Source organism: Sulfitobacter sp. 1A13496, assembly GCF_043557225.1.
GTDB lineage: Bacteria > Pseudomonadota > Alphaproteobacteria > Rhodobacterales > Rhodobacteraceae > Sulfitobacter > Sulfitobacter faviae.
Genome location: NZ_JBIFFP010000007.1, coordinates 78514 through 94200 on the forward strand (window position 1 = coordinate 78514; position 15687 = coordinate 94200).

15 protein-coding genes are annotated in these 15687 nt (G+C 62.5%); 10 read left to right on the plus strand and 5 right to left on the minus strand.

The genetic code is table 11. The annotated features are described in order from the left end of the window. Positions 1-70: 70 nt before the first annotated feature. Positions 71-1048, plus strand: a complete 978-nt coding sequence (locus ACGYLX_RS15205; protein ID WP_271688979.1) for a response regulator — start codon at positions 71-73, stop codon at positions 1046-1048. Between the two features lie 289 nt (positions 1049-1337). On the opposite strand, the gene ettA is transcribed toward ACGYLX_RS15205, so the two are convergent. Next, positions 1338-2993 (minus strand): energy-dependent translational throttle protein EttA, encoded by a 1656-nt coding sequence (gene ettA / locus ACGYLX_RS15210; RefSeq protein WP_067265222.1) that lies wholly within the window; start codon positions 2991-2993, stop codon positions 1338-1340. A 352-nt stretch (positions 2994-3345) separates the two neighbouring features. Here ettA and ACGYLX_RS15215 point away from each other — a divergent pair, with 352 nt between their 5' ends. The 3 genes from ACGYLX_RS15215 to ACGYLX_RS15225 all read left to right on the plus strand — a co-directional run bounded on the left by ACGYLX_RS15215 (position 3346) and on the right by ACGYLX_RS15225 (position 6018). Continuing rightward, a complete protein-coding gene (locus ACGYLX_RS15215) occupies positions 3346-3783 on the plus strand; it encodes a universal stress protein (RefSeq protein WP_168612985.1) in 438 nt (145 codons plus the stop codon). An 11-nt stretch (positions 3784-3794) separates the two neighbouring features. Further along, the gene (locus ACGYLX_RS15220; protein WP_209217050.1) at positions 3795-5342 is read left to right on the plus strand and encodes a sodium:alanine symporter family protein; all 1548 of its coding nucleotides are present in this window, start codon (positions 3795-3797) and stop codon (positions 5340-5342) included. An 82-nt stretch (positions 5343-5424) separates the two neighbouring features. After that, positions 5425-6018 (plus strand): nicotinate-nucleotide adenylyltransferase, encoded by a 594-nt coding sequence (locus ACGYLX_RS15225; protein WP_394450501.1) that lies wholly within the window; start codon positions 5425-5427, stop codon positions 6016-6018. Here the strand turns inward: ACGYLX_RS15225 and ACGYLX_RS15230 are convergent. Beyond that, positions 6010-6843 carry a DMT family transporter gene (locus tag ACGYLX_RS15230; RefSeq protein WP_394450503.1) on the minus strand — a complete coding sequence of 278 codons (834 nt, stop codon included), beginning with the start codon at positions 6841-6843 and terminating at the stop codon, positions 6010-6012. The two genes, ACGYLX_RS15225 and ACGYLX_RS15230, sit on opposite strands and share 9 nt — an antisense overlap. 100 nt (positions 6844-6943) lie before the next feature. On the opposite strand from ACGYLX_RS15230, the gene dacB reads away from it, so the two are divergent. Continuing rightward, positions 6944-8557, plus strand: coding sequence for a D-alanyl-D-alanine carboxypeptidase/D-alanyl-D-alanine-endopeptidase (gene dacB, locus ACGYLX_RS15235; RefSeq protein WP_394450506.1), 1614 nt, complete (start codon positions 6944-6946; stop codon positions 8555-8557). Positions 8558-8564: 7 nt separating this feature from the next. On the opposite strand, the gene ACGYLX_RS15240 is transcribed toward dacB, so the two are convergent. After that, entirely contained in the window at positions 8565-8987 is a 423-nt protein-coding gene (locus ACGYLX_RS15240) for a tellurite resistance TerB family protein (RefSeq protein ID WP_067268129.1), read from the minus strand. A 122-nt stretch (positions 8988-9109) separates the two neighbouring features. On the opposite strand from ACGYLX_RS15240, the gene ACGYLX_RS15245 reads away from it, so the two are divergent. The 3 genes from ACGYLX_RS15245 (at position 9110) to ACGYLX_RS15255 (ending at position 13601) form a co-directional block, all read left to right on the plus strand. Then, positions 9110-10690 carry a lysine--tRNA ligase gene (locus ACGYLX_RS15245; RefSeq protein WP_394402420.1) on the plus strand — a complete coding sequence of 527 codons (1581 nt, stop codon included), beginning with the start codon at positions 9110-9112 and terminating at the stop codon, positions 10688-10690. A gap of 60 nt (positions 10691-10750) precedes the next feature. Beyond that, positions 10751-11164 carry a DUF4864 domain-containing protein gene (locus tag ACGYLX_RS15250; RefSeq protein ID WP_271692313.1) on the plus strand — a complete coding sequence of 138 codons (414 nt, stop codon included), beginning with the start codon at positions 10751-10753 and terminating at the stop codon, positions 11162-11164. Positions 11165-11312: 148 nt separating this feature from the next. Then, entirely contained in the window at positions 11313-13601 is a 2289-nt protein-coding gene (locus ACGYLX_RS15255) for a glycosyl hydrolase family 28-related protein (protein WP_394450508.1), read from the plus strand. Positions 13602-13660: 59 nt separating this feature from the next. On the opposite strand, the gene ACGYLX_RS15260 is transcribed toward ACGYLX_RS15255, so the two are convergent. Both ACGYLX_RS15260 and ACGYLX_RS15265 read right to left on the minus strand, forming a co-directional pair. Further along, positions 13661-14332, minus strand: coding sequence for a hypothetical protein (locus tag ACGYLX_RS15260; RefSeq protein WP_271688988.1), 672 nt, complete (start codon positions 14330-14332; stop codon positions 13661-13663). A 128-nt stretch (positions 14333-14460) separates the two neighbouring features. Next, on the minus strand, positions 14461-14646 hold the full coding sequence (locus tag ACGYLX_RS15265) for a PLDc N-terminal domain-containing protein (RefSeq protein ID WP_394412483.1): 186 nt from the start codon (positions 14644-14646) through the stop codon (positions 14461-14463). A 181-nt stretch (positions 14647-14827) separates the two neighbouring features. Here ACGYLX_RS15265 and ACGYLX_RS15270 point away from each other — a divergent pair, with 181 nt between their 5' ends. Then, complete coding sequence (locus ACGYLX_RS15270) at positions 14828-15184, plus strand: PRC-barrel domain-containing protein (protein WP_067268120.1); 357 nt, start codon at positions 14828-14830, stop codon at positions 15182-15184. A 232-nt stretch (positions 15185-15416) separates the two neighbouring features. Continuing rightward, positions 15417-15686, plus strand: coding sequence for a GlsB/YeaQ/YmgE family stress response membrane protein (locus tag ACGYLX_RS15275; RefSeq protein WP_394419957.1), 270 nt, complete (start codon positions 15417-15419; stop codon positions 15684-15686). The last annotated feature ends 1 nt before the right edge of the window (position 15687 follow it).

The window sequence follows — 15687 nt, forward strand, 5'->3', positions numbered from 1 at the left end:
GGCGTAGGTGGTTTTTTGCCAGAAAGCCCCAAGTGCGCCTGCCAGCGCCCCCCATGTGGAGTAACGAGACATGATGCGTATCCTTGCCGTAGACGATGACCCGGTCATCCTTGATCTGCTCACAGGTTGCCTGACCGAGAATGACAATTACGAGCTGACCTGCTGCGAAAGCTCGGAAGAAGCGCTGGAGATCATGCAGGAGTCGAACCGGCCCTTCGATTCCTTCCTGCTTGATATCATGATGCCGGGCATCAACGGGATCAGCCTGTGTGAGATGATCCGCGATGTGCCCTTTTACCGCGCCGTGCCGATCATCATGATCACCGCAAGCAAAGAGCCTGCGATGATGCAGCGGGCCTTTGACGCGGGTGCCACCGATTTCCTTTGCAAACCGTTGGATGGTGTCGAACTCAGCGCGCGGATCAATGCCGCCAGCATGCTGAACGCCTCATTGCTGCGCGAGCGCGAGGCGCAGCATACGCTGGCCGAGTTGACGCAGATGATGCAGATCCGCTTTGACGAGGATTTCGACCTCGATGTGTCGGCCTGTAGCAATGTCTCCGCGCTTGAGAATTACCTGCTGCGCCTGCCGAGCGGCTGTTTCTCGATGAGCCTGTTTTCGATCTCGGTCGAGGGGGCACGCGGCATCTATCGCGCGGTCAAGGCGCCGGCGTTCCGCCGCCAGATGGAGCAGGTGGCCCGCGCTTCGGTACATTCGCTGGAGGGCATGCGGTTTCATCTGGCCTATGCGGGCAGCGGGCGTTTCATCGGCGTGGTGATGAGCCGCGCGCGGTTGAACACGGCCTCTATGGCCGAGCGGATGCGCGAGCATCTGGAGAAGAACTGGGACGGCAAGGGCATGAATGGCGGGCTGCCCCCGTCCTTGCAGGTGCATTCGGTGACCGAACAGCGCCTCTGGTCGGGTCTGTCGGCCAGCAATAAGCTGCGCGAATATCTGCAAAGCTGGGATCCGCTGCACGGTCTGGTGCGGCATGATGAGGATAACCTCTTTGCGCAGCTGGAAACGGCGATCGACGACGAACGCTAAGGGCAGGAGCCTTTGAAGGGATAGACCCGTCCGCATTGCGGGCGGGTTTTTGCGTTGGAGATAAGCGGTAAGGGCATCGCCCTCCCTGGGGGGCGATCCGCTACCGCGCTGTTTGGCAGGGCGCTGCAAGATGTGGAGGTCTGGCAAGCTGTTGCAGCGTTGCAAAATCGCCCTCCGGGGGGAGGGAGGGCGATGCCCGGTGTGCCACCGGGCGGGGCTGTTGCGGCGTTGCGCAAAAGAAAAAGGGCGCCGGAAATCCGACGCCCTTTAGATCGCTAAGTCGCAATCCTTACCGCGCGAACTTCTTGTGCTTCAGGCGCTTGGGCTCCAGCGCATCGGCACCCAGACGGCGCTTCTTGTCTTCTTCGTAGTCTTCGAAGTTGCCCTCGAACCACTCGACATGCGCTTCGCCCTCGAAGGCGAGGATGTGGGTACAAATCCGGTCGAGGAAGAAACGGTCGTGCGAGATGACCACGGCGCAGCCGGCGAAATCCACCAGCGCATCTTCGAGCGCGCGGAGTGTTTCGACGTCCAGATCGTTGGTCGGCTCATCGAGCAGCAGCACGTTGCCGCCCTCTTTCAGCAGCCGCGCCATGTGCACGCGGTTGCGCTCACCGCCCGACAGGAGGCCCACTTTCTTCTGTTGGTCGCCGCCCTTGAAGTTGAAGGACGAGCAATAGGCGCGGGAGTTCACCTCGGCATCGCCGAGCTTGATCAGTTCCGCCCCGCCTGAGATCGCCTGCCAGACGGTGTCCTCTGGGTTCAGGTCGTCGCGGCTCTGGTCAACGTAGGACAGCTCAACCGTGTCGCCGTATTCGATGCTGCCCTCGTCGGGTTTCTCGTGCCCGGTCAGCATCTTGAAGAGCGTCGATTTACCCGCGCCGTTGGGGCCGATCACACCAACGATGCCACCCGGCGGCAGCGAGAAGTCGAGCCCGTCGATCAACTGCTTATCGCCCATGTGCTTCTTCAGACCTTCGACCTCGATCACCTTGTTGCCGAGGCGCGGACCGTTGGGGATGACGATCTGGGCGCGGGAAAGCTTTTCGCGCTCAGATTGTTCTGCCATCTCGTTATAGGCCGCGATACGGGCCTTGGATTTCGCCTGACGCGCCTTGGCGCCTTGGCGCATCCACTCGAGTTCGCGCTCCAGCGTCTTTTGCTTGGATTTGTCTTCGCGGGCTTCCTGCGCCAGCCGCTTGGCCTTCTGCTCCAGCCAGTCTGAGTAGTTGCCCTCGTAAGGAATGCCGCGGCCACGGTCGAGTTCGAGGATCCAGCCGGTGATGTCGTCGAGGAAGTAACGGTCGTGGGTGACGCAGAGGATGGTGCCCTTGTAGTCGATCAGGTGCTGCTGCAGCCAGGCGATGGTCTCGGCGTCGAGGTGGTTGGTCGGCTCATCGAGCAGCAGCATGTCGGGCGCTTCCAGCAGCAGCTTGCAGAGCGCCACCCGGCGCGCCTCACCGCCCGAGAGGTTTTCCGGCATCGCGTCGTCTGGCGGGCAGCGCAGCGCTTCCATCGAGACGTCGATCTGGCTGTCGAGGTCCCAGAGGTTCTGCGCGTCGATGTCGTCTTGCAGCTTGGCCATCTCCTCGGCGGTCTCATCCGAGTAGTTCATCGCCAATTCGTTGTAGCGGTCGAGGATGGCCTTCTTCTCGGCCACGCCTTCCATGACGTTTTCGCGCACGGTTTTTTCGGGGTCGAGTTTCGGCTCCTGCGGCAGGTAGCCGACTTTCGCGCCCTCGGCGGCCCATGCCTCGCCCGAGAAATCCTTGTCGAGCCCGGCCATGATCTTGAGCAGGGTGGATTTACCCGCGCCGTTGACGCCGACGACACCGATCTTCACGCCGGGGAGGAAGTTCAGGTGGATGTTTTCGAATGTCTTCTTGCCCCCGGGGTAGGTCTTGGAGACGCCGGACATGTGATAGACGTATTGATAGGCGGCCATTGGAGAATCCTTGCAACGCGTTTTGGGGTTTGCAGTGCAATATCGCCCGGGCGGGGCAATATCAAACACTCTGTACCGCACAGGCACCTTGCCCGGCGGCGGTTTGCGTGGCGCGCCCGTGGCGCGCGCAGGCGGCATGGCTGGGCAGGCTATTGGATGGTTTTGCAAGGGTTTGACAGGCGATCCGCGCAGTCGATCAGTGAAATTCGGTCGACTTTTCTGCCGTTTTCGCGCTAGATTTATTCAATCTGCGGTTGGACGGTAAAAACCGCCTACCGCAGAGTAGGGAGGTTGAAGGCGGTTCTCACCGTTCGCGGTGCGCCGGTTTCAGCGCAACAACAGGGAAATACTCATGACAAAATCCACCATCGTTGTGGGTCTGGACGGGTCGGAGGCCGGCGCGCGAGCCTTGGCGTTTGCCCAGTCACAGGCCAAACAGATCGGGGATTGTTCGATCACCGTTTGCTTTGTGATCGAATGGTCGCCTTTCACCTTTCAGACCAAGGAAGAGAACGAGCAGCGCCACAAGCGGCGCGAGCAGGAGTTGCAGCGCGCCCATGACGTGGTGCTCGACCCTGCCGTGGCCGAGGCCAAGGCCGCCGGTGTCGAGGTCGAGGGAATCGTGCGGCATGGCGATGTGGCCGATATCCTCGAAGCGGTGGCCAAAAAGCGCGGCGCGGTTCAGATCGTCGTCGGGCGGGTTGGTGAACGGGGCCTCAAGCGGCTCTTTGGTGGGGTGACGGGCCGGTTGGTCGCAGGCTCCAGCGTGCCGGTCACGATCATTCCCTGAAAGGAAACGCCATGAATAAGTTACTGACCTTTGCGATGGCAGCCTTTGCGTCATTGCTGCCGGGCCTTGCCGCCGCGCAAGAGGCTGCGGGCATCGACCAACGTATCAACCAGATCTTTGCCGATTACACCGGCTGGTATGTGTCATTCATCTTTGCCCCGCTGCCGGGCACGAATTTCTCTTGGATCGCGCTTTGGCTCGTTGTGGGCGCCGTGGTATTTACCGTCTATTTCGGGGCCATCCAGCTAAAAGGGTTCTGGCATTCGATCCAGCTTGTGAAGGGGGATTACTCCGATCCCGACGACGCGGGCGAGGTGAGCCACTTTCAGGCGCTGGCGACGGCGCTGTCGGGCACCGTGGGTCTGGGCAACATCGCGGGCGTCGCGGTGGCGGTCAGCATCGGCGGGCCGGGGGCGACCTTTTGGATGGTGATCGCGGGCCTGTTCGGCATGGCGACCAAGTTCACCGAATGTACGCTCGGGGTGAAATACCGCAATGAATTCCCCGACGGCCATGTCTCGGGCGGGCCGATGTATTACATCGTCAAAGGCTTCTCCGAGCGGGGCCTGCCGCTGGGTGGCTTCATGGCGGTGCTCTTTTCGATCTTCACCATCCTCGGCGCGCTTGGCGGCGGCAATATGTTTCAAGCCAACCAAGCCCATGCCCAGCTTGCGGGTGTCTTGGGGGACTATCCGGGCTGGATCACTGGGGTTGTTCTTGCGGGCGTGACCTTTGCGGTGATCGCGGGCGGTTTGAAATCCATCGCGCGGGTGACTGAAAAGATCGTGCCTTTCATGGGCATCTTCTATGTGCTGGTCTCGATCCTGATCCTGATCATTAACTGGGATATGATCGGCTGGGCCTTTGGCCAAATCTTCATGGGCGCCTTCACCGGCCTTGGCGTGGTCGGCGGGTTTACCGGCGCGTTGATCCAAGGCTTCCGCCGTGCGGCGTTTTCCAACGAAGCGGGCATCGGTTCGGCGGCCATCGCCCACTCGGCGGTGCGCACCAAGGAGCCGGTGACCGAAGGCTATGTCGCCCTTTTGGAGCCCTTCATCGACACGGTGGTGATCTGCACCATGACCGCGCTGGTCATCGTGATCAGCGGCGTGCTCAACCAAGACCCGGAAACCGGTCTCTACATCTGGAACGCCGAGGCGGGCCGGATCGCGACCGAGGGCGACGTGAGCGGCGTGGCGCTGACCTCGGCGGCCTATGCGCGGGCCTTCTCGTGGTTCCCGGTGCTCTTGATGGTGGCGGTGGTGCTCTTTGCCTTCTCGACCATGATCAGCTGGTCCTACTACGGGCTCAAGGCATGGACCTATCTCTTTGGCGAGGGGGCGGCGAAGGAGCTGACCTTCAAGGTGATCTTCTGCCTCTTCATCGTGATCGGCGCGGCGGCGAGCCTTGGGCCGGTGATCGACTTCAGCGATGCGATGCTCTTTTCCATGGCGATCGTGAACATCATCGCGCTCTATTTCCTGATGCCGATCGTGAAGCGCGAGTTGAACAGCTATGTCGCGCGGCTGCGTTCGGGCGAGATCGTGAAGCACAAGTAAGGGCTTCGCATTGACAAAGGGCTGCAATGCCCCTCCTTTGGCCCCTGATTTCGGATCGGGGGCCATTTTCTTGCGCAATACCATGCCATTCGCCACCAAAGGGCAGGTCGTGGGCCTGTTGGGCGGGTCCTTTGACCCGGCGCATGAGGGGCATGCGCATATCACCCGCGAGGCGTTGAAACGGTTCGGGCTGGATCGGGTCTGGTGGCTGCTGAGCCCCGGCAACCCGTTGAAAGAGCATGGCCCGGCGCCCAAGGCGCAGCGGATGGCGCGGGCGCAGTCGGTGATGGATCACCCGCGGGTTGAGATTACGGGGATCGAAGCACAGTTGGGCACCCGTTACACGGCTGAGACGCTGGCCGCGCTGCGGCGGCATTATCCCGGCGTTCGGTTCGTCTGGCTGATGGGGGCCGACAACCTTGCGCAGTTCCATCTGTGGCAAGACTGGCGGCAGATCATGGAGACGGTGCCGGTGGGCGTGCTGGCCCGGCCCGGGCAGCGTATCTCGGCCCGGATGAGCCGGGCGGCGGCGCTTTATGCGCCCTACCGGATCGCAGGGCGGAACAGCCAGTTGCTGGGCCGCGCCACGGCGCCGGCGTGGTGTTTCGTCAATGTGCCGATGGTCGATGTCTCTTCCACCGCATTGCGCGCGGCGGGGGGCTGGCGCTCAGCGTAGCCGGGCCGAGGTGATGCCCGCGGTGATGATCACCGCAAGCCCCGCCCAAGTCAGCGCATCGGGCAGGGTGCTGAACAGGAACAACCCCAGCAGCACCGCGGCGATCAGTTGGAAATAGACCAACGGCGCCAGCCGCGTGGCGGGGGCACGGCGGTAGGCATAGAGCAGCAGCAGATTGCCCAGCATCGAAAACAGCGCGCTCGCGGTGGCCAGCCCCGCGACGGGCAGGGTGGCTGCGGGTAGGTTCATCAGACCCAGTGGCAGCAGCATCACCGCGCTCATCGCCAGTTGGGTGAAAGTCAGCGCAAGGGGCGGGGCGAGGTCAGACAGCCAGCGCGACATGGTGAGAAAGACGCCGTAGAACAGCCCCGCCGCCACGGCAAAGAGCAGCCCCGGCCCGCCCGTGCCGCCACCCAGCCCCGGGCGCACCACCAGCAGCACGCCGCAAAAACCCAGCAGGATCAACGCGCTGCGCAGCAGGCTAATGCGTTCGCGCAGAAAGATCGCGGCCAGCAGGTAGCTGATCATCGGCCCGATAAAGAAGGCGGCGAAGACATTGGCAATCGCCTCGGTCCTGAGCGCGGTTTGAATGCAGGTGATCCCCAAGGCCAAGGTGCCCGCCCGCAGCCAGAGCCGCCAATCGCGCATCAGCCCCCATGTGCCCTGGGGCAGGAACGGCAGCACCATCAGCGCCCCGATGGCAAAGCGCGACCATGCCACGAAGACCGGCGCCACCCCCATGCCTGAGGTCAGGATTTTACCCGCGCTGTCCCCTGCGGGGATCAGTGACATGGCGATGAACATGATCGGAATAGCGCGTTGCATGACGTTGGGTTAGCAGGTCGGCGGTTTTGTGCAACCGCGAAAGCTCCACCCTTGTCAGACCGGTTGTGGCCGAACGCCGCTTGGGGTTTATATCAAGCCCATGAGCCAGAGTTTTTCACGACGTTTCACACGCCGCATTTTCCTTGGGACGGCTGCCGCTGCACTGGCGGCGGCCTCTGCTTGGGCCGAGCCGCCGACCACTTCGTTGCGCCCCGTGGGGCGCGATGCCGACCTGTATAAACAGGCCATTCCCAATGTGTCCGAGATCATCGCCGACAGCGGGATCACCGGCACGGTGGCCTTTGCCGTGGTCGATGTTGACACCGGTATCTGGCTGGAGGCGTCCAACGCCACCGATGGCATCCCGCCCGCCAGCAGCATCAAGGCGATCACCGCGCTTTATGCGCTGGATCAACTGGGGCCGGATCATGTGTTCGAGACGCGCCTTTTGGCGACCGGCGGTGTCGTCGATGGTGAGGTGCAGGGCGATCTGATCCTCGTCGGTGGGGGGGATCCGACCCTCGACAGTGACAATCTGGGACAGATGGCCGAAGACCTGAAAGAGGCGGGCATTATCGGCGTCAAAGGCGGTTTCAAGGTCTATGAAGGCGCCTTGCCTGCGACCTTAGCGATTGACCCCGAACAGCCCGACCATGTCGGCTATAACCCCGGGGTTTCGGGGATCGCGCTGAACTACAATCGGGTGCATTTTGAATGGAAGCGCACGGGCAACGGCTATGACGTGACCATGGAAGGCCGCGCGGCGCGCTATGCGCCCGCTGTGCGCGTGGCCACGATGGAGGTCGTGGACCGTAGCGGGCCGGTCTATACCTACGAAAACCGGCCTGAGCGCGATGTTTGGACGGTCGCGAAAGGGGCCCTGGGCTCGGGCGGTGCGCGTTGGCTGCCGATCCGGCGGCCCGGTGTCTATGCGGGCGATATCTTTGCCACCATCGCCCGGAGCCATGGCATCAAACTGGGCGATGCGGAGCTGATCGAGACGCTGCCAGAGGGCGAGACCCTCGTTACCCACCACAGCACCAAGCTGCGGCCCATCCTCAAGGACATGCTGAAATACTCCACCAACCTCACCGCCGAGATGGTCGGCATGGCTGCCAGCGCCAAACGGTTGGGTGCGGTGCCGAGTCTGCGGGCCTCTGCCGCCGAGATGAACAAATGGGCGATTGAGGAACTGGGCATGGAAAACCCGGCGATGATTGACCATTCGGGTCTTGGCGACGACAGCAAGATGACCGTGCATGACATGGCCGGGGGGCTGGCGCGCATTCACGGCACGGGGCTGCGGCCGATCTTGAAACCGGTCTATCTGCGCGATGATCGGGGCCGCCCCGAGCGCGACAATCCGATTGAGATCGACGCGAAGACCGGCACGCTGAACTTCGTCTCGGCGCTGGCCGGGTTCCTGACCACGCCCGAGGACCGGGTGCTGGCCTTTGCGATCCTGACCGCGAATATCGAGGAACGGGCCAAGATCAGCCGGGCCGAGCGAGAGCGTCCGCCGGGGGCGCGGGCTTGGAACGCGCGGGCCAAACGTGTGCAACGTGGGCTGCTGGAGCGGTGGGGCCTATTGTATAACGTCGCCGTGAAGCCCGAGCCGGAGGGCGAAGCCGCGCCTAAGACGCCAGCGGCGCCCGACCCTGATGCCGAAGCCGAGGTCGGGGCCGAGCCGGAAGTCGCGCTGGAAGAGTCCTAACCCGCGCTCAGGTCAGGTGCCGCGCCCGCGCGCCGCGTTCGATCGCGGCGGCGTGGAGCCGGTCGATGTTAAGCTCATAGCGGATTTCTTCGAGCAGCCGCAGCTCGGCCTCGTCCAGCGTGCCATCGGCGGCGGCCACGTCGCAGGCCAGCGCATAGGCCGTTTCATGCAAACGCTCCGGCAGGGCCTCGCGGATCAGGCCAAAGAGGGCATCCAACCCGTCCTCCTGTTCGAACAGGTCAAAGACCGTTTTGCCAATCGTCGAGACGCGGTCATTGTCATAGCCCGAGAAGACCGGCAGCAGGTTCAGCGCCGATTCGATTTTGACCAGTTCGGCGGTGCGGATGTCCTCATCCGAGGCCGAGACCGCGATCATCAGCGCGACAAGACTGTCTTGGGCGCTGAGTGAGAGGGAAGATGTGTCGGGCATCGCGGTATCCTTTGCACAGGTATGTTGCGGTGCAGAATATTGACCCTCAGGGAGTGAAGCAATAGGAACGGGCGACCCCGTGCGCATTGGGCGCAGGGACGCCAAAAGATGGATGATCTGACATGTCCGAGACCCGAGACGCGGCACTCAGCAGCAAAGCATGGCCCTTTGAAGAAGCGCGCCGGGTGCTCAAACGCTATGCCAAGAAGCCGCCAGAGAAGGGTTACGTCCTGTTCGAGACGGGCTATGGCCCCTCGGGCCTGCCGCATATCGGCACCTTTGGCGAGGTGCTGCGCACCACGATGATCAAGCGCGCCTTTGAAGAGATCAGCGACATCCCGACTAAGCTGGTGTGTTTCTCGGATGACCTCGATGGCATGCGCAAGGTGCCGGGCAACGTGCCCCAGCGGGAGATGCTGGAAGAGCATATGCACAAGCCGCTGACCTCCGTGCCAGACCCTTTCGGCACGCATGAGAGCTTTGGCCATCACAACAACGCCATGCTGCGCCGGTTCCTCGACACCTTCGGCTTCGAGTATGAGTTCTATTCCGCGCGCGAATTCTACCGCTCGGGCCAGTTCGATGAGGTGCTGCTGCGCGCTTGCGAGAAGTACGACGAGATCATGGCGGTGATGCTGAAGTCGCTGCGCGAAGAGCGCGCGCAGACCTATTCGATCTTCCTGCCGATCCACCCCGAAACGGGCCGCGTGATGTATGTGCCGATGAAGGAGGTCAACGCCAAGGACGGCACGATCACCTTCGACGACGAGGACGGCAACGAGATGACGCTGCCGGTCACCGGCGGCAACGTGAAGCTGCAGTGGAAGCCCGATTTCGGCGCCCGCTGGGCCGCGCTCGACGTGGATTTCGAGATGTATGGCAAGGAACACGCCACCAACACGGCGATCTACGACCGCATCTGCGAGATCCTCGGCGGCAAGAAGCCCGAGCATTTCAGCTATGAGCTGTTCCTCGACGAGAACGGGCAGAAGATCTCCAAGTCTTCCGGCAACGGCATCTCGATCGACCAGTGGCTGACCTATGCCAGCACCGAAAGCCTGTCGTATTTCATGTTCCTCAAGCCCAAGACGGCCAAGCGCATGTATTTCGACGTGATCCCCAAGGCGGTCGACGAATACCACCAGCAGCTCCGCGCCTATGAGACGCAGGACGTGAAGGCGCGGCTGAATAACCCCGTCTGGCACATCCATGGCGGTGATGTGCCGAAGTCGGACATGGTGGTGCCCTTCTCGATGCTCTTGAACCTCGCCTCCGTGTCGAGCGCCGAGGACAAGTCGCAGCTTTGGGGTTTCATCCAGCGCTACGCGCCCGAGGCCACGCCCGAGACCAACCCCGGCATGGATGCCGCGGCGGGCCACGCGGTGCGCTATTTCAACGACTTCGTGAAGCCCACGAAGGTGTTCCGCGCGCCCACCGAGTTGGAACGCGAGGCGCTGGAAGACCTGCGCGACCGGCTGAAGGTCTGGGACGGCGGGCTGGATGCCGAGGCGCTGCAGAGCATGGTCTTCGCCGTCGGCAAGGAGCGTTTCGACCCGCTGCGCGACTGGTTCAAGGCGCTGTACCAGGTGCTTCTGGGCGCCGATCAGGGGCCGCGGTTTGGTGGCTTCATCGCGCTTTACGGCGTGGAAGAGACCGTCGCGCTGATCGACGACGCGCTGGCGGGCAAGCTGACCGGCGCGTGAAACTTTTGCCTCTGCCCTTGCGTGACTTAGATCATTCAGCAAGGGCAAGGGGGAAAGACAATGCGCAAAGGGATGTTCACGTTTTTCGGAGGGCTGGTGCTATCAGCCCTCCTGAGCTTTGGCGCGATGGCGCAGCAGGCAGAGATCGAAGAGACGATCAACAGCCAGTTCGACGCTTTTCGCGCGGATGATTTCGCCGCCGCATTAGAATTCGCCACGCCGAATTTGCAGCGTTTTTTCCAAACCCCTGAGAATTTCCGCAGCATGGTGAGCAATGGCTACCCGATGGTGCAGAACCCGGCGGAGGTGCGGTTCCTTGACCGGCGCGCGGATGGGGCGCGTTTTTATCAGGTAGTGCAGGTGGTTGATCCTCAGGGGTTCACGCATCTGTTGGGCTATCTGATGGAACGGACGGAGGCGGGCTGGCGCATCGGCGCGGTGCAAATCCTCGACGCGCCGGGGGCCAATGTCTGACCATTGTTGCGCGGCTCCCGCGCGGCGGGGCAAATGCGGGTTAATACATCGTTGATACTTCCCTGACCTCGCGGTTCGGCCCTCGCCGAGCCTGAGCAGTTGAGCGGCGCGCCCCGGTGGGAGGTGCGGACCGGGGAAAGGAAAAGCGATGAACAAGGCGATTACCGATGGCGTGGTGTTGATGCCCACCCCCTTTGCGGCGGGGCTGGATGTCTGGTCGAGCGGCGATGGCACGCCGGGGTCGGACACCTATGAGAACGCGGCAAATGCCGCTTTTGTCCCCGCGGATCAGGACTTTGGCGGGGCGTTGGAACTGCTGAAGACGCAAGCCACGCAACGGCTGCGCTACATGGGGCAGATCCCGCTGCTGCCGGGCTGCTATCTGCGGGTCACGGCGCGGGTGAAGGCGGTGAGTGGCAACCTGCCGACGGTGCGGATCGCGGGCTATCCGGCGCAGGCGGGCGGGGGCCGGGTGAGCGGCGTGACGGAGGCCGGGCCGTCGGTCACGCTGACGGCCTATGGCGAGGTGGTCGAGGTCAGCGCGATCATCGGCAGCGGCGACCGCGGCGGGGTCGATATGGTCTGGGGCACCGGTGCGGTCTATGGGCATTTCGGGCTGGACCTGACCGGGCCGACGGGCGGCGTGGTGCGGATCGACGATATCGTGATCGAGGATGTCACCTCGGTCTTTCTGCGGGACATGCTGGCGCAGGTCGATGTGCGCGACTTTGGTGCGGTGGGCAACGGGGTGAGCGACGACACCGCCGCCTTCGAGGCTGCAAATGCCGCCGCGGCGGGGCGCACGGTGCTGGTGCCTGCGGGGAACTACCTGTTGAACGGGGATGTGACCTTTGACACGCCGGTCAAATTCGAGGGCCATGTGACCATGCCGGTGGGGGCGGTGCTGCTGCTGCGCCGCAATTTCGATCTGCCCAGCTATATCGAAGCCTTCGAGAACGAAGAGACCGCTTTTCTGAAAGCCTTTCAGGCGCTTCTGAACAACGCGGATCACGACTCGCTCGATATGGGGGGGCGCAAGGTGAATGTGACCGGGCCGCTCGACATGCAGGCGGCGGTGCCAGACAAGACCAGCTATGCCACCCGTCGGGTGATCCGCAACGGCCAGCTTGAGGCCGCGTCGAGCAGCGCTTGGGACACGGTGGTGGTGACGTCGCAGGCGCGCTACGCGGCCTCGGACGCGCGCAAGCTAACCAATGTGACCAATATCGCCAATGTGCCGGTGGGCGCGCTGGTCGAAGGGACCGGGGTGGGGCGCGAGATTTATGTGCGGTCCAAGAATGTCGCCACGCAGGAGATCACGCTCAACGCGCCGCTTTACGATGCGGAGGGGACGCAGAGTTTCACCTTCCGCAAGTTCCAGTACATAGTGGATTTCAGCGGCTTCGCCTCGCTGTCGAAATTCGTGCTCGATGATATCGAGTTCCAGTGCAACAACCGCTGCAGCGCGATCAACCTTGCGCCTTCGGGGCTGATCTTTCACCTGCGCGACTGTTTCGTCAGCCGCCCGAAAGACCGTGGTGTTACCTCGATCGGCGGGGGCTGTCAGGGCATGTTGATCGACCGCTGTCAGTTCCTGTCGGCAGAGGATGCGCTGACGGTGCCGAACCGGACCTCCATCGCGCTTAACACCAACGCCAACGACGTGAAGCTGCGCGACTGCCGCGCCACCAAGTTCCGTCATTTCGCGCTGCTGGCGGGGGGCAACAGCATCGTGACGGGCAATCACTTTTTTCAGGGGGATGCGGTCGACAACGGTGTGCGCTCGGCGGGGCTGATCCTTGCTTCGGCCCATACCAGCGCGGTGGTGACCGGGAATTACGTCGACAATTGCTTTATCGAATGGACGAATGAGCAGGACCCGACCCCGGCCTTCACCACGGGCTATTCGTTCAGCGCGCTCAGCATCAGCGACAATATCTTTCTGTCCGGGGAGGTGGCCCCGTGGTTCAGCTATATCGTGGTAAAACCTCATGGTGCGGGGCATTTCCTGAGCGGGGTGACCATCACCGGCAACCGGTTCCGCAGCCTTAACGGCAGCATCGACCGCGCCGAGCGGGTGGATACGACCTTTGCCGATCTTGACCTGTCGCGATGCAAGAACGTGGTGATGAAGGGCAATTCCTTCCATGCGGTGACCACGCAGGCCGAGAATATGGCCGAGATCGAGTTCACCCAGTCGACCCCGTCAGAGACTTGGGTGATTGATACCGCTGGGCATCTGCCTTTCGAGGGGCAAGCGCTCAATAGCGACGCGGTGGTGGCCCATGGGGCGATCCGCAACGGCAACAACGTGGCGCAGTTCGACATGCCTTATGTGAAACACGCCGAAGGGCCGGACCGGGATCAGCTGCATGTGGTTTGGCCGACGCCGGTGAAGGGCAAGGTCTCTGTCATGGTGCGGATGGACAACCGCTAACCGTGGCGCTGCGCTGAGCTGTGAAGTGGCCCTGCCGGAGATCGGCGGGGCCATTTGTCTTAGAACTCCCGCCAGAGGCTGAGAGTGAGGGCCGAATTCTCTGGCGCGTCGAAGGGGATTTCGCTGCCCAGTTGCAGGCGGTATTTGGTGAAGCTGGGCGACAGAACGATGGAGGGGGCGAATTTGGCATAGGTCTCACCCCCGGTGTAGGTGAGAAAGACCTGCGCCATTCCGGTGGTCACGGGGGTGAAGTCGAGCCCCACGGTGCTGTCGATCTTAATGACTTCTTGCGAAAAGCCGAACTCCCACCTTGCGGAGGCATCGACGGTCAGCCAGCCATTCCGTTCGCCCAAGGTGAAGCCGCGGCCCCAAGACAGCCCGGCCCTGAGGTGGGGGGAGATGAATTCCCCCGACCAGCTTGCCCCGGCGCCAATGTCATAGGCCCAGCGGCCCGTGTCACTCGGCTCTCCCAAGGGGAAGCGCAGGAAGACGGTGGCATGGCCGCTTTGCAGGCCAAAACGGCTTTGCGCGGTGTTGAGGTCGAAGCCGAGGGTGAGCCGCTCGCGCAGCCCGTATTCGATATAGGTGCTTTGGGAGAGGTCGTAGAAGTAAGTCGCCGAGAAGGAGCTTGAGATGAAGGTCGTGCCTTCCTCGCGCAGCCACGGCCCGGCGTGGGCGGCGGTGGGGCTGAACTGGCAGGCCAGTAGGGTAAGGCAAAGGGCAGATCGCATAGCAGGCTCCTGCTGCGATCTTGGTTAATGGCGGTTAACAAATCGTTGCTTGCCGGGAGGAAGGTGAAAACCCGGTGCCGAGGGCACCGGGTTTTGCAGTTGCAATGTCAGGGTCGCCCGACGTGGGCTCAGACGTGGGCCTTGTTGCCGCGGGGGCCTGCGATGAGCCAGACGATGAAGCCCAGCACCGGCAGGATGATAATGCCCAAGACCCATGCGATCTTGGCCGCGCCCGAGGCGTTGGAGGTGACGACCTGATAGATGGCGTAGATGTCGGCGATGAGGATGATGAGCCCTAAAAGTCCATATTCCATTGTTTGATCCCTCTTGAATGCGTGCGTGTCTATTGAGTGATCAACCCAAGGGCGCGCCCAATTGTTCCCGGACCACGCCGCGCCGGGGCTAAGCCGATCCCCGCCAGTCTGCCCGTATTGCGGGAACCGGCGCCGCCTGCCTTGGGTTCTGTTGGTACAGCAATCATGAGAGGAACAAGCCATGACTGACACGACAGCACCCGCATCGCTGGTTTCTTCGGACAACGTGAACGGCACCGCCGTTTTCGGCGCAGATGGGACCGAAATCGGCCATATCGACCACCTGATGATCGACAAGAAATCCGGCAAGGTCGCCTATGCCGTGATGGGCTTCGGCGGCTTTCTGGGGCTCGGGGAAGAGCATTACCCGGTGCCGTGGAACGCGCTGAACTATGACCCCTCGCGCGATGGTTTCATGACCAACATCGACGAGGCAACGGTCAAAGGCGCGCCGGAACGGACCGAGCAGTGGCACAGCGACCGCGCGTGGCAAGAGCGGACGTTCGATCACTATGGCGTGCCTTATTACTGGATTTGATAGGCGCTCTAGATGGTTAAGGGAGGCGATGACGCCTCCCTTTCGCTGTGGCGATAGTTTGCGCAGCCCATTGTTTTCGCACAGTGGATCGGGTCTGATGAGAGTGCGGCTGGTTTGGCCGTGATTGGAAAGGAACCCCGATGCGCCGAATGATCGCTCTCGGCCTGCTGCTGACCCTTGGGGCATGCGGCGTGCCATTCGTACCCTTCATTTGATTTAGGAGAACCCTTCGATGGAAGCCTTTCTTGATACTCTTGGCGCGGTGGCGTTGATCGCGCTCGTGGTGGTCGGGCTTGCCGCCGGGGCCATTGCCGGGGCCGTGGCGGGCCGGAACCGAGTTCTTTACCTTGTTCTGGGGGTTGTCGGCGCCGTGGCGCTGCCCTTCATCCTTGCCGCGCTGGGCGTGACGGTGGTGGCCGCGGGGGGCTTGCTTTTGCTACTGGTCGTTGCCGCAATCGGAGCGGCGCTGGTGTTGGCCTTGGTGGCGGCGCTGCGACGGTAGC